A 21,290-nucleotide genomic window follows, 5' to 3' on the forward strand; every position below is an offset into this window, starting at 1 on the left:
CGGGCTGTCAACGGCCGCAGAGCAGAGGAGCACGCCCGTGAAGCGGCCGACCATCGCCGACGTCGCCCGACGGGCCGGCGTGTCCAAGGGCGCCGTGTCGTACGCGCTGAACGGGCAGCCCGGCGTCTCCGAGACCACCCGGCAGCGCATCCTGGCCATCGCCACGGAGATCGGGTTCAGCCCGAGCAGCGCCGCCCGCGCCCTCTCCGCCGCCACCGCCGGGGCGGTCGGCCTGGCCCTGTGCCGACCGGCCCGGACACTCGGCGTCGAGCCGTTCTTCATGGCGTTGATCAGTGGCGTCGAGGCGGAACTCTCCGCCCGCTCGTACGCGCTCACGCTCCAGGTGGTGGCCGACCACGACGCCGAGATCGCGGTCTACCGACGGTGGTGGGCCGAACGCCGGGTGGACGGGGTGCTCGTCTGCGACCTGCGCACCGACGACCGCCGCATCCCCGCGCTGGAGCAGCTGCAACTGCCGGCGGTGGTGATCGGCGGGCCCGGCGGCACCGGTGAGCTGGCCAGTGTCTGGTCCGACGACTCCGCGGCGCTGACCGAGACGGTGGAATACCTGGTCGCGCTCGGGCACCGACGCATCGCCCGGGTGGCCGGTCTGCCCGACCTGCGGCACACCGAGATCCGCACCGAGTCCTTCGTGGAGGTCTGCCGGCGGCTGGACCTCATCGACGCGGTCACCGTCTGGTCCGACTACACGGGCGAGGAGGGTGGCCGGGCCACCCGCCGGCTGCTCAGCTCCGCCCAACGGCCCACGGCGGTCATCTACGACAACGATGTGATGGCCATCGCCGGGCTGTCCGTCGCCCAGGAGATGGGGCTCACCGTGCCCGGTGACCTGTCCATCGTGGCCTGGGACGACTCGCTGCTGTGCCGCCTGGTGCACCCGCCGCTGACCGCGCTGGGCAGGGACATCCCGGCGTACGGCGCGCACGCCGCCCGCCAGTTGCTGGCGGTCATCGCCGGACAGCCCGCCGGTCGGGTGCAGGACGAGACACCGCACCTCACACCGCGGGGCAGCACCGCACCACCCCGGGCCAGGTGAACCGGTTCAGCGCCGAGGCTCAGCGGGACGCCGAGGGAAACTCCTCGAAGTACGCCTCGACCCGCTCGGCCGTCGCCGGGCGTGCCAGCGCGAACCCCTGCCCGTAGCGACAGCCGCCCCGGCGCGCCCCCTCCACCTGGGCCGACGACTCCAGCTCCTCCGCGACGATCTCCACCCCCAGCCGCTCGCCGACGTTGACCACCACGTCGATCAGCGGCGGCTGCCCGTCCGGCCGTGCGCCCACCAACTCCGGGCCCACCTTGAGCAGGTCGATCGGCAACCGGCGAAGCTGCGCCAACGAGGCGTGCTCGGCCCGGAAGTCGTCCAACGCGGTGCGCACACCCAGCGACCGCAGCCCGGCCAACCGAGCCACCACCGTCGACAGGTCGCCAGCGACCCTCGGCTCACTCACCTCCACGACCAGCCGCTCCGGCGGCACCCCGTACGCGGCCAGCACGGCCGCGGCCCGCTGCACGAAGTCGGGAGTGGTCAGCTCCCGGGTGGTGATGTTGACCGCCATCCACAGCTCCCGTACGCCCACCGACCAGTCGGACAACTGCCGGCAGGCCCGGTCCAGAACCCACCACTCCAACTCGCCGATCAGGTCCAGGTCCTCGGCGACCGGCAGCAACTCGGCCGGGAGCACCGTGCCGAGCACCGGGCTCCGCCAGCGCAACAGAGCCTCCGCGCCCACCGGCTGCCCGTCGGCCAGGTCCACCACCGGCTGGTAGACGAGATCCAACTCACCGCGGGCCACCGCGCCGGGCAGCTCGCGTTCCAGGTCGAGCCGGCGAACCAGTTGTTCCTCCAGGAACGCGTCGTACCACTCGACCCGGTCCCGGCCCAGCTGCACGGCCCGTCGTCGGGCCAGCTCGGCCTGACGGAGCACGTCCGCCGGCCCGGCACCGCTGACCTCGGCCAACCCGATGCTCGTCTGCACCCGCAGCATCGCACCGGCCAGCCGGTAGGGCGGGCTCAGCGCGGTCAACAACCGGGTGCCCAGCGCGTACGCCAGCATCGGACCGGCGGCGGTGACCACGGCGAAGCCCGCGCCCGTGCACCCGGTGACCAGGTCGTCGGGGGCGATGACCGCGCGGGCCCGGTGCACCGCCTCGGCCACCATGTCCTCCCGGGTCGTCGGGCCGACGCCCTCGGTGCCGTGCAGGTCCACCAGCAGCAGCGCGCCCGCCGGTGCCGGCACGTCGCCGATCGCGGCGAGCGCGTCCAGCAGGGCCGCCCGGTCGCCCGGGCCACCGCCGCCCGCCGGGACGGGCCGCCGACTCAGCGCCGACCAGGCGGCACCGTCGTCCGGTGACCAGGCTGAGCCGACACCACTCGCGGTGGCCGGACCCTCCGGGTCGACGGCGCGGCGGGAGTGGCGTTGGGGCGGTGCGGCCGGCGGCTCAGACCTGCCCGGCCAGCGGGATGACGCCGCACGGCGATGCCGGACCGCGCTTCGGCGGTGCGCGGCCCGCCGTTCGGTGGTGGAGGCGTCACCCGCGCGCAGCAGCTCACGCAGCACCAGGGGCGGCACCGCCGCCAGGGCCAACAACACGCTCGTCCGGTCGGGAGCACGGCCGGCGCCGAGGTGCACACCCGCCGCCAGCAGCAGCATCGCCGCCGGGAGCACCGCCCGGGGCCAGGCTGCTGCGATCGGCTCCGCCGGCTCCGCGTCACCCTCGTCCGCCGCGTCGGCCGCACCGACCGCGACGAGCAACATCCCGAACACCAGCGGGGGTACGGCCAGCAGGGCCGCCGGCCCGACCGGCGCGGTCGGCAGCGTGGCCAACAGCACCAACCCGCCCAGGGTGAGCAGGACGCCGCCCCGGCAGACCTCCGCACCCGAGCGTCGTCGCGGCCCCGCGAACGCGTTGAGCGCGGCCATGCCCAGCCCGCCGAGCGCCAACGCGACGACCAGCCGGGTCGAACCCGACAGGTTGGCACGGGGCAGCAGCAGCCAGCCGGCGAGGGCCAGGCCGACGGCCGGGCCGCCCGACTCGACCAACCGGCGCAGCCGGGCCCCGGCCGACGCCCGCGTCCGGCCGGGTAGGCGGTAGAGACCGATCCCGGCGAAGGCCGCCACGACCAGCGAACCGACCAGCACGGCGACGGTCGACCCGACGTCGGCCAGGGGCAGCACGACGGCGGTGAGGCCAGCCGTCACCACCGCCGCGTCGAGGAGCACGCCCGCCGTGCGCGGTGACGGATCGGCGCGGCGTCGGCCGGCCAGCCGGGAGAGCCGCACCCCGGCGAGCGTGGCGCCGGCACCGGCGGCCAGCGCGATCACCACCGAGGTCGGGACCAGGTCGACGGCACCGGCGAGAAGGAGCAGCGCCACTGCGGTGGAGGTGGCGGCCTCCGGTGCCGCCCGGCGGGGGACGAGAACACGGAACGGGTACGCGAGGAGCACGGCGGTCGCCTTCGTGAGGGGGCACGGGGGCGGTACGACGGTGCGGGGCATCGGACGTTGCGGGTCCGCTGCTCAACAACTGGCAACGATCGGCGGCCGGATTGGTTACGTGTCGGTCACCTGAAGGAGACAATGACCTGTGTCACTGTACGGCGTTACGCACCCCGCCGGCACCGCCCGCCGCGAGCCGGACCGGCCGGGGGTGGGATCATCGGAGGGTGAGTAAGTCCGACACGGTCCGCTTCCGGTACAACCAAGCCATCCTGGTCGCCGCGGTCATCGCCTTCATCGGTGCACTGCCGCTGGCGAGCGCCCGGACCTACCTGCTGCCGGTGCTGCTCCTGCCGCTCGCCGTCGCCCTCTGGGCCTGGCGGGCCGGCACCGACGCCAACGCCCGGGAGCTGCGCGTTCGGGCGTTGGCCGGGCAACGCCGCATCGACTGGGACCAGGTCCTCGAACTGGTCACCGACCAGCGCGGACGTGCGGTCGCGCGGCTCGACGACGGCCAGCAGGTCACCCTGCCGGCGGTACGCGGCGTGGACCTGCCCCGGCTGGTGTCGGCCACCGGCCAGACGCTGCCCCACAACCCGGCCGAGGCGCCCGGTCAGTAACCGTCGACCACCGTGTTGATCAGCGGCTGCCCGGCGGCGAAACGGCGCACCTGATCACCGACCAGTCGGTAGGCACGCGGCAGCAGACCTCGCACCGACCCGGCCACGTGCGGGGTGAGCAGCACGTTCGGCATCGTCCAGAGCGGCGAGTCGGCGGGCAGCGGCTCCGGGTCGGTGACGTCCAGGGCGGCCGAGATCCGACCGGTGGCCAGCTCGGTGACCAGCGCCTCGGTGTGGGCCACCGGCCCCCGGGCAGCGTTGACCAGCAACGCCCCGTCCGGCATCGCGGCCAGGAAGTCCTTGTCGATCAGGCCACGGGTCTGGTCGGTCAGCGGCACGATCACGATCACCACGTCCGCCTCGGGCAGCAGCCGGGGCAGCTCCTCGACGCCGTGCACGCCCTGCTCCGGGCGGGCGGTCCTGGCGACCAGCGTGAAGCTCACCTCGAAGGGGGCGAGCCGGTCCCGCACGGCGGTGCCGATCGCGCCGGCCCCCACGATCAGCACCCGCTTGCCGGTCAGCTCGTCGGTCGGAAGGTTCCCCTCGTTCGCCCAACGCCGCTCGGCCTGCGCCCGGACGAACGTCGGGAAGGCCCGCAACTGGGCAAGGACCGCCGCGACGACCCACTCGGCGGTGGACGGGTCGTGCACGCCACGGGCGTCGCAGAGCGTGACCCCCGGCGGGGTCCGACCGGCCCAGGCATCCGCCCCGGCGGAGAGCAACTGCACCACGGCCAGGTCGGGCAGCTCACGCAGCAAGGCCGTCGCGTCCGAGCCGCCCAGGAACGGTGGCACCCAGACGCGGACGCCGGCCGCCTCCGAGGGCAGTCGGTCGGCGTGCTCGCACACCTCCACCGTCACGTCCGGGGGCAGCTCGCCCATGAGGTTCAGACCGGCCTGGTGTGGGATCCATACCTTCACGTCCGCCGACGATAGTCCCCCTGGCCTGCGGCCGGCGCGGCACGGCGACGAACCGGCGTCCCGGGGGATGGCGCGCGGTGCCGCAGCGGGCGAGACTCAGCACACCGATGTTCGACTCCGCCCCGAACGAGGTATAACGAAGGGTCGGAGGGCCGGTCGGCCTCCGCCCCGGCAGACAGGTGCTCGATGACCGACGGCTCCCCCGCCACCGCCCGGCTCCCGATCGCTCCACCGTCGGTGCTCGGCGATCCGGCGCGGCTTCGTGCGCTCGCTGACACCGGGCTGGACGCCGCCCCGGACGAGGCGTTCGACCGCTTCGCCCGGCTGGTCAGCGACCTGCTGGACGTGCCGGTGGCGCTGGTCTCCCTGGTCTCCGCCGACCGGCAGTTCTTCCCCGGCGCGGTCGGGTTGCCGGAGCCCTGGTCGGAGCGTCGGCAGACCCCGCTGAGCCACTCGTTCTGTCAGCACGTCGTGGACATCGAGGTGCCGATGGTGCTGCCGGACGCCCGGCTCTACCCCCGCGTGCGGGACAATCTGGCGATCGACGACCTCGGCGTGGTCGCGTACGCCGGAATGCCGTTGACCGATCTCTCCGGTCGGGTGCTCGGCTCGCTGTGTGCCATCGACAGCAAGCCCCGCGCGTGGACGGCCGCGCAGTTGCGGACACTGGCCGACCTGGCAGCCGCCTGCTCGTCGGAGCTGCGACTGCGGATCGCGCTCGACGGCGCTCAGGAGGCCGGGCGGCGGATCGTGCAGGCGCACGAGCGGTTGGAGCTGGTGGCCGGGGTGAGCGAGACGCTGGCCGGCACACTGGACGTGGGCACCGCGTTGCGCCGGCTCGCCGCCGCGATGGTGCCGCTGCTCGCCGACTGGTGCCTGCTCACCCTGATCGGGCCGACCGGCCTGCCCCGTGAGGTGGTCTCGGTGCACCGCGACCCGGTCCGGGCGACGGACGTCGACCGCTTCGGTGAGCTGCTGCGCACCGGGCTGAGCCCGGAGTCGATGATCCGGGCGGTCCTGCGGACCGGTCAGCCCCGGCTGGGCAGCGTGGCGTCCCTGGCCGACGTGACGAGGGGCACCACGCACCCGGAGATGGCGACGATCGCCGAACGTCTCGGCATCGCCTCCTACCTGAGCGTGCCGGTGCGGGGCGCCGGCGGCACCGTGCTGGGCGCGATCACCCTCGTCAACGGCGCGCAACGTCAGCAGTTCGACGACCGCGACCTGCTCACCGCTGTCGACATCGGCCGCCGGGCCGGCCAGGCCGTGGGCAACAGCTCGATGTACGGCGAGCAGCGGCACGTCGCCGAGGTCCTGCAACACAGCATGCTGCCCCGGCTGCCGATCGTGACGGAGCTGGAGCTCGCGGCCCGCTACCAGCCGGCGGCCGACCGGGTGGAGGTCGGTGGCGACTGGTACGACGCCTTCGTCCAGCCCGACGGTGATGTGATCGTGGCGATCGGCGACGTGGCCGGGCACGACATCGAGGCGGCGGCGACCATGGGTCAGCTCCGCAACCTGGTGCGGGGCAACGCCTTCGGCCGGCCGGACACGGTCGGGTCGCTGATGAGCAACCTGGACGGCGCGATCCGTGGCCTGCGGCTGCCGATCGCGGCCACCGCGACGCTGGTCCGGATCTGCCCGCAGCGCGGCGGTGTCCACGAGGTGACCTGGTCCAACGCCGGGCACCCGCCGGCCCTGGTGGTGCGCGCCGGTGGGGCGGTCGAGGCCCTGGAGGCCACCCCGGAGCCGCTGCTCGGGCTGGCCCGGCCGTCGCCGCGGACCAGTCAGTCGACCAACCTGGCCGCCGGCGACACCCTGCTGCTCTACACCGACGGGCTGATCGAGCGGCGGGACCGGTCCATCGACGACGGCCTCGCCGAGCTGACCGGCCGGCTGGCCGGCACCGACACCCTGCCCCTCGACGAGCTGTGCGACCTGCTTCTCGCCTCGATCCACCACCGTGAGGACGACACCGCGCTGCTGGCCGTACGGGCACGGTGAGCGGTCCACCGGTAACCGCCGGGCGGGCTCACCGGCACCCGTCGGATCCCGACGGGCCCGGCCCGGCCGTCCAGCGGGCTACCCTGGGCCGGGTGAGAGCCCGTCCCCCGTACCCTCGCGTCCGCCGCCTCCGGGCGACCGTCGCGGCGTCCTGCGCGGCGCTGCTGTTCGCCTCGGGTTGCAGCTTCGGCGAACCGGAACCCGACCCGGCCGGTGAGCCGCCCAACCTGCCCACCCCGTCCGCGCCGGCGAGCGCTGGCGGCGCCGGTCAGCAGGCGGTGGCGACCGTGCTCGCCAAGGGCCTGCGGGTGCCGTGGGGCATCGCCTTCCTGCCGGACGGCGGCGCGCTGGTCACCGAACGGGACAACGGCCGGATCCTCCAGGTCGGCCCGGAGTCCGGGCCGGACGGGCTGCGGGTCCGCCCGGTGCAGACGATCACCGAGGTGGCTGCGGCCGGCGAGGGCGGTCTTCTCGGCATCGCCGCCTCCCCGAGCTACGCGCAGGACCGGACGCTCTTCGTCTACTACACCGCCGCACAGGACAACCGGGTCGCCCGGCTGCAACTCGGCGGTCAGCCCACGCCGATCCTCACCGGCATCCCCAAGGCCAACGTGCACAACGGTGGCGGGCTGGGCTTCGGCCCGGACGGGCAGCTCTACGTCAGCACGGGCGACGCGGGTGAGCGCCCCTCCTCCCAGGACGTGAAGAGCCTCGGCGGCAAGATCCTGCGGATCACGCCGGACGGCAAGCCGTCCGCCGGCAACCCGTACCCCAACTCCCCGGTCTGGTCACTGGGCCACCGCAACGTCCAGGGTTTCACCTGGGACGCCGCCAAGCGGATGTACGCCGTCGAGTTCGGCCAGAACACCTGGGACGAGATCAACCAGATCACCAAGGGCGGCAACTACGGCTGGCCGGAGGTCGAGGGACGCGCCGGCGACAGGCGGTTCACCGACCCGATCACGCAGTGGGCCACCTCGGACGCCTCCTGCTCCGGTTTGGCCGCCACGGACCGGCTGCTGGTCACCGGCTGTCTGCGCGGCAAGCGCCTCTGGGTGATGGAGCTGACCGACACCGGCACGCTGCTCGGCCAGCCCAGCGAGCTGCTCACCAACCGGTACGGCCGACTGCGCGCCGTGGCCGCGGCACCGGACGGGTCGCTCTGGGTAGGCACCTCCAACCACGACGGGCGGGGTGACCCCGCCGGCGACGACGACCGGCTCCTGCGGGTGGTCTTCGCGGGGGACGACGGCGGCCGCAGCTGACGTTCGTCACCATCCCTTCAGGTTTGCCAAGATCTTTCGTTGGGCAGGTCAGACTTTCAGCATGGACGGGCAACGCGACGAGCAGCACGACGACGCCGACGACCGGGACGACCCGGCGACCGGCGGCGACCGGCCGCGCCCGAACACTCGACCGCTCGGGTCCGCCGGGCCGCTTCGCCGCATCGGGCTGGTCGTCGCCGTCCTCGCCGTGGCCCTGGCCGGGGCGGTGCTCGGGGTGCTGGCCGGCGGTCGGGTGGACACCGACATCGGCCCGTTCCGCGCCAACCTCAGCATCTCCCCCGCGCGCGACGGCGGCACCACCGTCGACATCCCGCCGCTGGGCGCGCTGCTGCTCGACAGCCACGACGGGCCGACCCACCTCACCGTCCGGCTGGGCGCACTCGACCAGGGCCGCACCGAAGCGCTGATCGACGACCCGGCCAGCATCAGCCGGGCCAGCCAGAGCGCCGTGGAGGACGTCCGCTCCGGGGTGATGCGGCTCGGCCTACGGACCCTCGGCGCGTCGGTGCTGGTCACCCTGATCCTGGCCGGGCTGATCTTCCGCAACGCCCGACGGACCGCCTGGGCGGGTGGGCTCGCACTGCTGATCACCGCCGGCAGCCTCGGCACGGCGGCGGCCACGCTGCGTCCCCAGGCGATCGAGGAACCACGCTACGAGGGGCTGCTGGTCAACGCGCCGGCCATCGTCGGTGACGCCCGCCGGATCGCCAACGACTACACCAAGTACGCCGAGCAACTGCAACGCCTGGTCGGCAATGTCAGCCAGCTCTACACCACCGTCTCGGCGCTGCCGCTGTTGGAGCCGACCCCGGGCACCACGCGGGTGCTGCACGTCTCCGACATGCACCTCAACCCGACCGGCTGGCAGCTGATCCGCACCGTGGTGGAGCAGTTCGGCATCGACGTGGTGATCGACACCGGCGACATCACCGACTGGGGCAGCGAGCCGGAGGCGTCCTTCGTCGGTTCGATCGGCCTGCTCAAGAAGCCGTACGTCTTCATCCGGGGCAACCACGACTCCGGCAAGACCGCCGCCGCGGTGGCCCGCCAACCGAACGCGATCGTGTTGAACAACTCGACGACGACCGTCGCGGGGCTGACCATCGCCGGCATCGGCGACCCGCGCTTCACCCCGGACAAGAACACCTCCCCCGCCGGCAGCGGCCTAACCCAGCAGGTCGCCGACCAGGTGACCGGGGTCGGCGAGCAGCTCGCGACCACCGTGCGCCGCTCACCCCAACCGGTGAACATCGCGCTGGTGCACGACCCGGCGTCGGCCGGGCCGCTCTCCGGCACCTGCCCGCTGGTGCTGGCCGGGCACACCCACTCGCGGCAGGTCTCCAAGCTGCCGCAGGCGCCCGGGCAGCAGCCCACCACGCTGATGGTCGAGGGCTCGACCGGCGGTGCAGGGCTGCGCGGCCTGGAGGGCGAGAAGCCGACTCCCCTGTCGATGAGCGTGCTGTACTTCGACCAGCAGAAGATGCTCCAGGCGTACGACACCATCACCGTCGGCGGCACCGGGCAGGCCCAGGTCAACCTGGAACGACGCCTGGTGGAGAACCCCACCGTGGCGTCCCCCTCGCCCACCACCAGCCCGACCCGCTGACGCGGCGTCGAAGGGCGACCGCCGCCCCTCGAGTGCGACAGAGAGTCAAGAGAGACGAGCCCCCACGACCCCTGCTTCCCCCTTTGCTCTGCAGCCCAATCTGCACCAGTCACTGTCGGTGCGCCCCGCACGGCACGACGCCGATAGAGCAACGGTCGGTTCGCGCTGTTCAGAGCGGGTGGCGCATCCGCGGCTGCAGAGCAAAGGGAGGAAACGACAGTGGTCTGGGTGACAGGGACGATTACAGCGAGTTGCAAGGGCGTTCTTTCCTCTGCGACTCACTCAGTGTGATGACGCTCCCCGCCCCGGTCAGCGCAGCGCGATGGCGGCCAGCGCGGCGTTGACGATGCTGCCGGGCAGCAGGTCGTGCAGTTCGTACAGCTCGGCGACGGTGCCGGACTGGCCGAACTCGTCCACGCCGAGCGGCACCGCTGGCGCGCCGAGCGCCGACCCGAGCCAGGCCATCGCGTGCGACGCGGCGTCGTGCACGGTCACCACCGGCACCCGATCGACGAACGCGGACCGCAGCGCGCCCGGCACGCTGGGCACGGTGGCCGTCCGCACACCCTGGCGCAGGGTCCGCTGCCAGGCCCGGTAGAGCCGGTCGAGACTCGTCACGTCCACCACGTGCGCGGCGACGCCCTCGTCGGCCAGCTCCGCCGCGGCGGCCAGCACCTCGGGCAGCACCGCGCCGGAGGCGGCCAGCTGCACCACCGGGGCGTCGACCAGGTGCGGGTACGCCTGGTGCGCGTCGACCAGCCGGTACGCCCCGGCGACCACCTGCCGACGCAGGACCGCGTCGCCGAGCCGGGTCCGGGCCGCCTCGAACGGCGCCTGGTCCAGCGGGCGGGTGCTCAACCGGAAGTAGTACGCCCCGTCCTCGGTCGGCGCGGCGGTCGCGGCCGGGGTCGACCCGCCGGCGATCTGCCCCAGCGCGTCGCAGAGCAACCAGTCGAGACTGGGCGCGTACGCCGGTTCGAGGAAGGTCACCCCGGGCAGCTCCAGGCCGACCGACGCGGTGATGGTGGACTGGTGGGCGCCGCCCTCCGGAGCCAGGGTGATGCCCGACGGGGTGCCGGCCACCACGAACCGGGAGCCGGAGTACGTGCCGTACAGGAACGCGTCCAGACCGCGCAGCACGAACGGGTCGTAGACCGTGCCCACCGGCAGCAGCGGCTGCCCGGACAGGTCCCAGGACAGGCCGAGCTGACCCAGCAGCAGGAACAGGTTCATCTCCGAGATGCCCAGCTCGATGTGCTGCCCGGCGGGGCTCTCCGTCCAGCGCAGCATCCGGTCCTCGGTCCAGGAGCGCTGCTCGGTGGGTGCGAACACCCCGGTCTTGTTGATGAACCCGGCCAGGTTGGTGGAGGTGGCCACGTCCGGGGCGGTGGTCACCAGGTAGCGGCCCACCTCCCGGTTGCGCGCCAGGTCCACCAGCACCCGACCGAAGACCTCCTGCGTGGAGGTGGGCTTGGTTGCGCGTACTCCCGTGCTTTCCGGGACGGTGACCCCGAGCGCGCGCTCGCGGGGCGCGCGGGACAGCGCCTCCCGGCGGGCGCCGGCCTGGATCCCGGCGGGTGACGCCGGGTCGAGGCGGTCCCACTCGGTCTCGGCGGTCAACCCCTGCGCGGCCCGCAGCGTGTCGACCTGCTCCGAGCTGAGCAGCGCGGAATGGTTGCGCGGGTTGCCGGCGATGGGCAGACCCCAACCCTTCACGGTGTACGCGAACACGACGCTGGGCCGGTCGGTCACCGCGTCGCACTGGGCGTACGCGTCCAGCATCGCGGAAAGGTCGTGCCCGCCCAGGTCGGTGACGAGCGGGCCCAGCTCCTCGTCGTCGACGTGGGCGATCAGCTCGTCGATGCCGGCCGGCGCGCCGTCCAGGAACTGCTTGCGCAGGACCGGGCCGGTCAGCCCGAACAGCGACTGGTACTGCTCGTTGGGCATCGCGTCGATCCAGTCGCGCAGCGCCTCGCCGCCCGGTCGGGCGTACGCCTCGGCGAGCCGGCGACCGTACTTGACCTCCACGACGTGCCAGCCGGCCGCCTCGAACTGCCCCCGCCACTGGTTGATGCGGATGCCGGGGACCACCCGGTCCAGCGACTGCCGGTTGAAGTCGACCAGCCACATGACGTTGCCCAGCCCGGTGGTCGCCGGGTCGGCGACCGCCTCCCAGATGTTGCCCTCGTCCAGCTCGGCGTCGCCGATCAGCGCCACGAACCGCGAGTGCGGCCGGGCCCCGAAGTGCGCGTCGACGTAACGGCGGGTGGCGGCGGCGAAGAGCGGCGCGGCAGCGCCCAGCCCCACCGAGCCGGTGGAGAAGTCCACCTCGTCCGGGTCCTTCGTCCGCGACGGGTACGACTGGAGGCCGCCCCGGGCCCGCAGCCGGGGCAGGTAGGAGCGGTCCAGGTTACCGAGCAGGTACTGGATGGCGTGGAACACCGGGGACGCGTGGGGCTTCACCGCGACCCGATCCTCGGCGTCCAGGTGCGCGAACCAGAGCGCGGTCATCGCCGTGACCAGGGAGGCGCTGGACGCCTGGTGACCGCCGACCTTCACACCGTCGCCGGTGGCCCGGTCGTGGTTGGCGGCGTCCACGATCCGGGTGGCGAGCCAGAGCACCCGCCGCTGGATCTCGTCGAGGACATCGAGGTCGTGCTGGGTCACGGTGGCTCCATCCAGGCGTCGCCGTTGACGCCCTCGCGAGGGGTACGGGGTGGCCGCGTAGTCGACAGGGGGTGGCGGCAGGCCGCCGCCGGGTCCCGGCGGCGGCCTGCTCCAGGTGCGTGTCAGCCCTGGACGCCGAGGCGCTCCAGGATCAACTCCCGCAGGGTCTTCGCGTCGGCCTGACCCCGGGTGGTCTTCATGACCGCGCCGACCAGCGCGCCGACCGCGGCGACCTTGCCACTGCGGATCTTGTCGGCGATGCCGGGGTTCGCGGCGATCGCCTCGTCCACGGCGGCGGTCAGCGCGCCGGTGTCCGACACGACCTCCAGGCCCCGGCTGGCCATGATCTCGGTGGGCGAGCCCTCACCGTCGACCACGCCCTCCAGCACCGTGCGGGCCATCTTGTCGTTGAGCTTGCCGGCGTCGACCAGCCCCTGCAACTCGGCGACCTGGGCGGGCGTGGCACCGATCTGGGCCAGCTCCACACCGCTCTCGTTGGCCCGACGGGACAGCTCACCCAACCACCACTTGCGGGCCGCCGCCGGAGTGGTGCCGGCGGCCACCGTGGCCTCGATCAGCTCGACCGCGCCGGCGTTCAGCACCGACTGCATGTCCAGGTCGGAGAGCCCCCACTGCTGCTGGAGCCGACGCCGGTGCACCCGGGGCAGCTCCGGCAGGGCGGCCTTCAGCTCGGCGACCCACGCCGGGTCCGGGGCGATCGGCACCAGGTCCGGCTCCGGGAAGTACCGGTAGTCGGTGGCCGTCTCCTTCGAACGCCCCGGGGTGGTGTCGCCGCTGTCCTCGTGGAAGTGCCGGGTCTCCTGGGTGATCCGACCGCCCGCGTCGAGCACCGACGCCTGCCGCAGCATCTCCGAGCGGACCGCCCGCTCCACCGACCGCAGCGAGTTGACGTTCTTCGTCTCCGTACGGGTGCCCCACTCCTGCCCCGGCAGGTTGAGCGAGGTGTTCACGTCGCAACGCAGCGAACCCTCCTCCATCCGCACGTCCGAGACGCCGAGGGTGCGGATCACGTCGCGCAGCTCGGTGACGTACGCCTTGGCCACGTCGGGGGCGAGCGCACCGGTGCCCGGGATGGGCTTGGTGACGATCTCGACCAGCGGGATGCCGGCCCGGTTGTAGTCGACCAGTGACTCCGTCGCACCGTGGATGCGGCCGGTCGCGCCACCGACGTGCAGCGTCTTGCCGGTGTCCTCCTCGAGGTGCACCCGCTCGATCTCGATCCGCACCGTCTCGCCGCCCACCTCGACGTCCAGGTAACCGTCGACGCAGATCGGCTCGTCGTACTGGCTGATCTGGAAGTTCTTCGGCATGTCCGGGTAGAAGTAGTTCTTCCGGGCGAACCGGCACCACTCGGCGATCGAGCAGTTCAGCGCCAGGCCGATCCGGATGATCGCCTCGATGGCCGCCTTGTTGGCCACCGGCAGCGAGCCGGGCAGGCCCAGGCACACCGGGCAGACCCGGGTGTTCGGCTCGCCACCGAAGTCGGTCGGGCAACCACAGAACATCTTGGTGTTCGTGCCCAGCTCGACGTGGGTCTCCAGGCCGATCACCGGTTCGTAGCGCGCAACGACCTCGTCGTACGCGGGCAGTGTCGTCGTCATCGGGGCTCCTGCCTCACAGTGCCGGTGGCGTGAACGTGCCGATCGCGGACTCCAACGCGGCGGCGACCCGGTACATCCGGTCGTCGGCCATCGTCGGGGCCATCACCTGCAGGCCGACGGGCAGCCCCTCGGAGATGCCGCAGGGCACCGAGATGCCCGGCCCGCCGTACAGGTTGGCCGGGATCGTGTACAGATCGGCCAGGTACATCTGGTACGGGTCGGCGGTCCGCGCCCCCATCGGGAACGCCACCGACGGGGTGGTCGGCGAGATCAGCGCGTCGACCCGCTCGAAAGCGGCGGTGAAGTCCCGGGTGATGAGCGTCCGGACCTTCTGCGCCTGCCCGTAGTACGCGTCGTAGTAACCCGACGACAGGGCGTACGTGCCGATCATGATGCGACGCTTGACCTCCGGACCGAAGCCGGTCTCGCGGGTCAGCGACATGACCTCCTCCAGCGACCGGTTGCCGTCGTCGCCGACCCGCAGGCCGAACCGGACGCCGTCGAACCGGGCCAGGTTGGAGGAGCACTCGCTCGGGGCGATCAGGTAGTACGCCGGCAGCGCGTACGCGAAAGTCGGGCAGGACACCTCGACGATCTCCGCGCCCAGCTTCGCGAGGGCGTCCACCGACTCGCGGAACGCGGCCATCACGCCCGGCTCGGCGCCCTCGCCGACGAACTCGCTGACGATGCCGAGCCGCACACCGGTCAGGTCGCCGGTCGCCCCGAGCTTCGCCGCCGCCACCACGTCCGGCACCGGCTGCGGGATCGAGGTGGAGTCACGCGGGTCGTGCCCGCCGATCACCTGGTGCAGCAGGGCCGCGTCGAGCACCGTACGGGCACACGGGCCCGGAGTGTCCAGCGACGAGGAAAAGGCCACCAGCCCGTAGCGGGAGGTGCCGCCGTAGGTGGGCTTCGCACCGACGGTGCCGGTGACCGCGCCGGGCTGGCGGATCGAGCCGCCGGTGTCCGAGCCGATCGCCAGCGGCGCCTCGTACGCGGCCAGCGCGGCGGCGCTGCCACCGCCCGAGCCACCCGGGATCCGGCTCAGGTCCCACGGGTTGTGCGTCGGGCCGTACGCCGAGTATTCGGTGGAGGAGCCCATCGCGAACTCGTCCATGTTGGTCTTGCCGAGCATCACCGTGCCGGCCTCGCGCAGCCGCTGCACGATCGTCGCGTCGTACGGCGGGCGCCAGCCCTCCAGGATCTTCGACCCCACGGTGGTCGGCACGCCCCGGGTGGCCAGCACGTCCTTGACCGCGACCGGCACACCCGCGAGGGGGCCCAGCTCCTCACCGGCGGCCCGACGCTCGTCCACCGAGCGGGCCGCGGCGAGCGCGCCGTCGGTGTCGACGTGCAGGAAGGCGTGCACCCGGTCGTCGACCGCGGCGATCCGGTCCAGGTGCGCCCGGGTCACCTCGACGGCGGAGGTCTCGCCCCCGGCGACCAGGGACGCGATCTCCGACGCGGTCATTCTGGTCAAGTCGCTCACGAGGCCACATCCTCACTCAGGATCCGCGGTACGCGGAACCGCTGGTCCTCGGCGTCGGGTGCGCCCGACAGCGCCTCCTGCGGGGTCAGGCACGGCGTGACGACGTCCTCGCGGAAGATGTTGGTCAGCGGCACCGAGTGCGAGGTCGGCGGAATGTCCGCGGCGGCGACCTCGCCGACCTGAGCGACCGCCTGGAGGATCACGTCGAGCTGGCCGGCGAACATGTCCAGCTCCTCCTCGGTGACGGCGAGCCGCGACAGGCGCGCCAGGTGCGCGACCTCCTCGCGGGAGATGGCGGCCATCCGTGCCCCCTTCTGATGTCCTGCTGGTCGGGCGGTGTGCCGGCCGCGCGGCGGGTGGAGCGTGACGCGCGGTGACCGCAGCGAGTCTATTGTTCCGCTCCGGTGCCGCGTCCCCGACTCCCCCTCCGACGGCCGTGATGCCGTGTCGGCGGACAGGTCAACGGGTGGGGCGGCGACCGATGTCCGCCTGCGCGGGACCGCTCGGACGAACCGGCCGGTACCGGGCCAGCCAGGTGACCAGTTCCTCGGCCGGCATGGGCCGGGCGTAGAACCAGCCCTGGGCGGCGTCGCAGCCGGCGGCGTGCAGCAGCCGCCAGGTCCGCTCGTCCTCGACGCCCTCGGCGACCACCCGCAGCCCCAGCGCACCGGCCAACTCGATCATCGATCGGACGATCGCCGCGTCGTCGGCGTCCTCGGCCATGCCGAGCACGAACGACCGGTCCACCTTCACCTCGGACAGCGGCAACCGGCGCAGGTGTTGCAGCGAGGAGTAGCCGGTGCCGAAGTCGTCCAACGAGATGGCGACCCCGATCCGGTGCAGTTGGGAGATCGTGGCCAGCACCCGGCGCGGGTCGGCCATCAACGCACCTTCGGTGATCTCCACCTGCAACCGGTCGGCGGGCACCCCGTAACGGGCCAGCCGGTCGGCGATCTGGTCGGCGACGTCGCCGGTGTGCAGGTCGCGCACGCTCACGTTCAGCGCCGCGCGCAGGCCGATGCCGGCCGCCGACCACTTGGCGAGTTGCTCCACCACGTCGTCGACCACCCGCCGGGTGAGCAGTCGCATCACCGCGCTCTGCTCGGCGACCCGGATGAGTTCCTCCGGGTCGACCATGCCCCGCCGGGGATGCCGCCACCGCAGCAGGGCCTCGACACCGACCACCTCGCCGGTCGCGATGGCGATCTGCGGCTGGTAGTACATGGTGATTTCCCCGGCGTCGTCCGCCGCGTCACCGTCCGCGTGCGCCCACCCCGTCGATTCGACCGGCTGGCTCGGGCCGCCTGTCGCGGTGTCCCGCCGCCGCCCGAAGCCGCCGTTGCCCCTCGTGGGCACCCCGCTCCCGTTCGGCGATCGGCGGCCGTTGCCGGCCCCCGCACGTCGCTCTCGGGGCGGGCCGGAGCGGGTGCCGGTGACCGTGGAGCGGGAGCCGCGGCCCCGGATCGGGTCGGCCCCCGTCGCGATCCGGTTGATCAGCTCGTCGGCGTGCACCAGCTCGGCGTCGTTGCGCCGACGGCGTCCCCACCACCGGTTGCCGGCCGGAGGTGCCGTGGCGACCGCCGGTGCCGGGTCCGCGTGTGGCGCGGCCTCGGCCGGGGACCCGATGGGCAGCGCCGCACCGTCACCGCCGCGAACCTCCGCCGTCGCGGCAAGGGGTACGTCGACAGCCGGTTCCGCGCCGCTCGGCACCACCTCCCGGGCGTGCCCGTCGGTGTGCTCGACGTGCTCGGCGTGCCGGCCCAGCCCGCTCTGCCCGGCGTGCTCGGTCGGGCGCTGGTCCGTCGGGACGGCGTCGAACGACGCGTCGGCCTGGTCTGCCGGATCGGCGTCGAACAGCTCAGTCGACGGGCTGGATTCCAACACCCGGCGCAGGTCGGCGAGGAGACCGAGCCGCTCGGCGGAGTTGTGGTCGGACTCGGGGGCGTAGACGGCCACGGTGTCGTTGCGGTGCTTGGCGTCGTACATCGCCACGTCGGCGTGACGCATCAGGGTGGCGAAGTCCTCCCCATGCTCGGGGAAGAGCGCGATCCCGATCGAACCGCCCACATCCAACGGCAGCCCGTCGAGTGGCACCGGCTCGGCCAGCGCCTGCACCACCTGGTCGGCCAGCTCCCGCGCCTGACCGACGTCGGTCAGGCCGGTCATCACGATGGCGAACTCGTCGCCGCCGAGCCGGGCGATCATCTGTGGTCGGGGCCGCACGTCGGTGAGCCGGGCGCTGACCTCGACCAACAGCCGGTCGCCCACGGCGTGCCCGAGCGCGTCGTTGACGTTCTTGAAACGGTCCAGGTCGATCAGCAGCAGCGCCAGCTGCCCGCCGGGTTCGCCGCGGGCCGTCCGCTCGGCGTGCAGGTGCACCTGCTCCGCCACCTCGGCCAGCAGCGCCTTGCGGTTGGGCAGACCGGTCAACGGGTCGGCGGCGGCGAGGTGCTGCTGCTCGACGGTCAGCCGGGCCATCCGGTAGACCGCGAAGAGCGGCACCAGCACCAGCGGGATCAGCGCCGCGCTGACCCGCGAGGCGGCAACCAGCACCGGGGCGAGCAGCAGCAGTGAACCGGTGGAGAGCAACTCGAAGCCGAGGCCCTGGCGCAGCGTGGGCCACCACCGGTCGCCGAAACGCAGCCGCACCGCCCAGCTGACCAGCCCGTAGTTGACGACGAACCACGCCAACGTGGCACCGCCGACGGCAGCCACGTCAGTCCAGTGCAACCGCCCGTCGGAGAAGATGGTGCCCGAGCCGAGCTGGATCACCCCGTACGCGGCGGCGAGGGCGCACGCGTACTGGCCGACGTTGAACGCCGTCCGCCACGCCGCGTGCCGCATCCGCCAGCCCGAGACGATCACCCCCACCGCCTGCACCACCACCGCGGGGCCGAGGCCCCATCCGAGCAGGATCGCGAAGGTGAAACAGGTGGACGGGAAGACCGCGGAGGTCTGCCGGCGCCCCGGCGGCACGAACGGACGGGCGTCGCAGACCACGGCGAGCGCCGCCATCGTCCAGAACGCCACCGGCAGCCGGGACACGTCGTCCGGAAGGGACGCGAGGGGTACGGCGGCGGTCAGCGCGGCGACCACCAGGATGCCGACGACGAAGGTGGCGAACGGTGTGGCCCGCCCCGGGGGGAGCGAGTTGCGTGGATCGGCGACCTCCACCACACCTCCCGACGACCGTCGTCGTGCCGGTGTGGCACGCCGTGACCCAATGAAACGCCCTCGGCCCCCAGTTTCCCGGTATGACAGTCACGAATCGGTCGTAGTCGTAATTAAGTTGGTATACGCGGCCAGTCGCCGCCGCACGCCGCGATCGGGATCAACCACCCGGCTGGGCGACCTCGCGTGCGGCGTCCGGGCCCGCGTCCAGCAGCAGTCGGAACCCGTCCTCGTCCAACACCGGCACCTTGAGGCTGGCCGCCTTGTCGGCCTTGGACCCCGGGTTGTCGCCGACGACCACGAAGCTCGTCTTCTTGGAGACCGACCCGCTGAGCTTGCCGCCCCGGCTCTGCACGGCCTCGGCGGCCTGGTCCCGCGAGTAGCCGGCAAGCGTGCCGGTCACCACCACGGTCAGCCCCTCCAGCGGGCGCGGCCCCTCGTCGACAGCCTCCTCGGCCATCCGTACGCCCGCCTCGGCCCACTTACGGACGACCTCCCGGTGCCAGTCCACCGCGAACCACTCCCGGATGCTGGCCGCGATGGTCGGCCCGACCCCGTCGACAGAGGACAGCTCGTCCTCGCTGGCCTCGTCGATGGCCGGCATCGAGCGGAAGTGCCGGGCGAGGGCCTGCGCGGCGGTGGGGCCGACGTGGCGGATGGAGAGCGCCACCAGCACCCGCCACAGGTCACGCTCCCGGGCGACGGCGAGGTTGTCGAGCAGCTTGGCCGCGTTGCTGCCCAGGCTGCCGTCCTTGTTGACGAAGAACGGGGACCGGGACAACTGCTCGGCGTCGAGCTGGAACAGGTCGCCCTCGTCCGCGATGACCTCCGCGTCCAGCAGGGCCGCCGCGCTCTTGTAGCCGAGTGCCTCGATGTCGAAGGCACCACGACCGGCGAGGTGGAACACCCGCTCGCGCAGCTGGGCCGGGCAGCTACGGGTGTTGGGGCAACGGATGTCGACGTCGCCCTCCTTCGACGGCGCGAGCGGCGTGCCGCAGGCCGGGCAGGTGGTGGGCATGACGAACGGCCGGGCGTCGGCGGGCCGCAGGTCGACCACCGGGCCGAGGACCTCGGGAATCACGTCGCCGGCCTTGCGCAGCACCACCGTGTCGCCGATCAGCACCCCCTTGCGCTCGACCTCACGGGCGTTGTGCAGGGTGGCGAGCGCGACGGTGGAGCCGGCCACCCGCACCGGCTCGAGCACCGCGAACGGGGTGACCCGCCCGGTGCGGCCCACGTTGACGTCGATGTCGAGCAGCTTGGTGGTGACCTCCTCCGGCGGGTACTTGAAGGCGATGGCCCAGCGCGGCGCGCGGCTGGTCGAGCCGAGCCGGCCCTGGATGGACACCGGGTCGACCTTGACCACCACGCCGTCGATCTCGTGCTCGACGTCGTGCCGGTGCTCGGCGTAGTAGGCGATGTATTCCGCCACGCCGGCCAGGTCCGGCACGACCCGCCACCGGTCACTGGTCGGCAACCCCCACGACCGCAGCGCCGCGTACGACTCGGACTGGGCCGTCGGCTGGAACCCACGGCGGGCGCCGATGCCGTGCACCACCAGGCGCAGCGGCCGGGAGGCCGTGACCCGCGGGTCCTTCTGCCGCAGGCTGCCCGCTGCGGCGTTGCGGGGGTTGGCGAACGGCGCCTTGCCCTGCTCCACCAGGCCCGCGTTGAGGTCGGCGAACGCGGCGACCGGGAAGTAGATCTCGCCCCGGACCTCCACCAGCTCGGGCACGTCCGGGAAGTCGGCGGACGGGGTGAGCTGGCCGGGCACGTCCCGGATGCTGCGGACGTTGGCGGTGACGTCCTCACCGGTGCGGCCGTCACCCCGGGTGGCCGCACGGGTCAGCCGGCCCTTCTCGTAGGTCAGGTTGATCGCCAACCCGTCGACCTTCAGCTCGCACAGGTAGGGCACCGAGCCACCGGCGTCCCGCTCGACCCGCTCGGCCCACGCCGCCAGCTCCTCGTCGGCGAAGGCGTTGTCGAGCGAGAGCATCCGCTCGGCGTGGGTGACCGGGGTGAAGTCGGTGGAGAACGTGCCGCCAACCCGTTGCGTCGGCGAGTCGGGCGTCCGCAGAGCCGGGAACTCCGCCTCCAGTGCCTCCAGCTCGCGCAGCTGCTTGTCGAACTCGGCGTCGGTGATGATCGGCGCGTCCAACACGTAGTAACGGTATTGGTGCTCCGTCAGCTCCTGGCTGAGCGTGGCGTGCCGCTCGCGGGCCTGCGACGTCGGCTCGGCACCGGCCGCCGCCTCCTGAGCCGGGCTGACCTGCTGACCGATCTGTTCCTCGGACACACCGCCACCTTCGGACACGCCTGCGACCTCCCTGATCACGCTACTCCGGCACGGTATCGGGCCGGTGGGACAATCCGTCGCCCGCCCGCACCCGCAGCGACGTCTCCCTCGGTTGCGCGCTTGGTCATGGGATGGGCGGTAGTGGGCGACG

The 21,290-nt window shown here is 72.9% G+C and carries 13 protein-coding genes; 5 read left to right on the plus strand and 8 right to left on the minus strand.

Annotated features, from left to right (window positions below):
- Positions 1-37 precede the first annotated feature (37 nt).
- A complete protein-coding gene (locus LADH09A_RS20560) occupies positions 38-1,057 on the plus strand; it encodes a LacI family DNA-binding transcriptional regulator (RefSeq protein WP_238647104.1) in 1,020 nt (339 codons plus the stop codon).
- Between the two features lie 19 nt (positions 1,058-1,076).
- Here LADH09A_RS20560 and LADH09A_RS20565 read toward each other — a convergent pair whose 3' ends face one another.
- Positions 1,077-3,467, minus strand: coding sequence for a GGDEF domain-containing phosphodiesterase (locus LADH09A_RS20565; protein WP_238647105.1), 2,391 nt, complete (start codon positions 3,465-3,467; stop codon positions 1,077-1,079).
- A gap of 218 nt (positions 3,468-3,685) precedes the next feature.
- Between LADH09A_RS20565 and LADH09A_RS20570 the strand changes: the two genes are divergently transcribed.
- Positions 3,686-4,078, plus strand: a complete 393-nt coding sequence (locus tag LADH09A_RS20570) for a PH domain-containing protein (protein WP_238647106.1) — start codon at positions 3,686-3,688, stop codon at positions 4,076-4,078.
- Here LADH09A_RS20570 and LADH09A_RS20575 read toward each other — a convergent pair.
- Positions 4,072-4,998 (minus strand): 2-hydroxyacid dehydrogenase, encoded by a 927-nt coding sequence (locus LADH09A_RS20575; RefSeq protein WP_238647107.1) that lies wholly within the window; start codon positions 4,996-4,998, stop codon positions 4,072-4,074. The genes LADH09A_RS20570 and LADH09A_RS20575 overlap by 7 nt on opposite strands.
- A gap of 186 nt (positions 4,999-5,184) precedes the next feature.
- Between LADH09A_RS20575 and LADH09A_RS20580 the strand changes: the two genes are divergently transcribed.
- The 3 genes from LADH09A_RS20580 (at position 5,185) to LADH09A_RS20590 (ending at position 9,894) form a co-directional block, all read left to right on the plus strand.
- The gene (locus LADH09A_RS20580) at positions 5,185-7,002 is read left to right on the plus strand and encodes a SpoIIE family protein phosphatase (RefSeq protein ID WP_238647108.1); all 1,818 of its coding nucleotides are present in this window, start codon (positions 5,185-5,187) and stop codon (positions 7,000-7,002) included.
- A 92-nt stretch (positions 7,003-7,094) separates the two neighbouring features.
- Positions 7,095-8,267, plus strand: a complete 1,173-nt coding sequence (locus LADH09A_RS20585) for a PQQ-dependent sugar dehydrogenase (protein ID WP_238647109.1) — start codon at positions 7,095-7,097, stop codon at positions 8,265-8,267.
- Positions 8,268-8,328: 61 nt separating this feature from the next.
- Positions 8,329-9,894 (plus strand): metallophosphoesterase, encoded by a 1,566-nt coding sequence (locus LADH09A_RS20590; protein ID WP_238647110.1) that lies wholly within the window; start codon positions 8,329-8,331, stop codon positions 9,892-9,894.
- A 309-nt stretch (positions 9,895-10,203) separates the two neighbouring features.
- Here the strand turns inward: LADH09A_RS20590 and LADH09A_RS20595 are convergent, their stop codons facing one another.
- From LADH09A_RS20595 to ligA, 6 genes are all read right to left on the minus strand, one after another.
- The gene (locus LADH09A_RS20595; RefSeq protein WP_238647111.1) at positions 10,204-12,561 is read right to left on the minus strand and encodes a thiamine pyrophosphate-binding protein; all 2,358 of its coding nucleotides are present in this window, start codon (positions 12,559-12,561) and stop codon (positions 10,204-10,206) included.
- A gap of 122 nt (positions 12,562-12,683) precedes the next feature.
- Positions 12,684-14,183, minus strand: coding sequence for an Asp-tRNA(Asn)/Glu-tRNA(Gln) amidotransferase subunit GatB (gatB, locus tag LADH09A_RS20600; protein ID WP_238647112.1), 1,500 nt, complete (start codon positions 14,181-14,183; stop codon positions 12,684-12,686).
- A gap of 13 nt (positions 14,184-14,196) precedes the next feature.
- Positions 14,197-15,672, minus strand: a complete 1,476-nt coding sequence (gatA, locus tag LADH09A_RS20605) for an Asp-tRNA(Asn)/Glu-tRNA(Gln) amidotransferase subunit GatA (RefSeq protein WP_238647113.1) — start codon at positions 15,670-15,672, stop codon at positions 14,197-14,199.
- Positions 15,669-15,974, minus strand: coding sequence for an Asp-tRNA(Asn)/Glu-tRNA(Gln) amidotransferase subunit GatC (gatC, locus tag LADH09A_RS20610; protein ID WP_088946529.1), 306 nt, complete (start codon positions 15,972-15,974; stop codon positions 15,669-15,671). Before gatC ends, gatA begins: the two co-directional genes overlap by 4 nt.
- A 157-nt stretch (positions 15,975-16,131) precedes the next feature.
- Positions 16,132-18,846 carry a bifunctional diguanylate cyclase/phosphodiesterase gene (locus tag LADH09A_RS20615; protein ID WP_238647114.1) on the minus strand — a complete coding sequence of 905 codons (2,715 nt, stop codon included), beginning with the start codon at positions 18,844-18,846 and terminating at the stop codon, positions 16,132-16,134.
- A gap of 157 nt (positions 18,847-19,003) precedes the next feature.
- On the minus strand, positions 19,004-21,139 hold the full coding sequence (gene ligA, locus LADH09A_RS20620; protein ID WP_238647115.1) for an NAD-dependent DNA ligase LigA: 2,136 nt from the start codon (positions 21,137-21,139) through the stop codon (positions 19,004-19,006).
- Positions 21,140-21,290: the final 151 nt, after the last annotated feature.

Source organism: Micromonospora cabrerizensis (genome assembly GCF_022230955.1).
Classification (GTDB): Bacteria; Actinomycetota; Actinomycetes; order Mycobacteriales; family Micromonosporaceae; genus Micromonospora; species Micromonospora cabrerizensis.

What these genes read in the sequence shown, in the direction of transcription:
- gatC (WP_088946529.1), bottom strand. Translation starts at nt 15,974, where the DNA reads ATGGCCGCCATCTCCCGCGAGGAGGTCGCGCACCTGGCGCGCCTGTCG.
- LADH09A_RS20590 (WP_238647110.1), top strand. Translation starts at nt 8,329, where the DNA reads ATGGACGGGCAACGCGACGAGCAGCACGACGACGCCGACGACCGGGAC.
- gatB (WP_238647112.1), bottom strand. Translation starts at nt 14,183, where the DNA reads ATGACGACGACACTGCCCGCGTACGACGAGGTCGTTGCGCGCTACGAA.
- LADH09A_RS20580 (WP_238647108.1), top strand. Translation starts at nt 5,185, where the DNA reads ATGACCGACGGCTCCCCCGCCACCGCCCGGCTCCCGATCGCTCCACCG.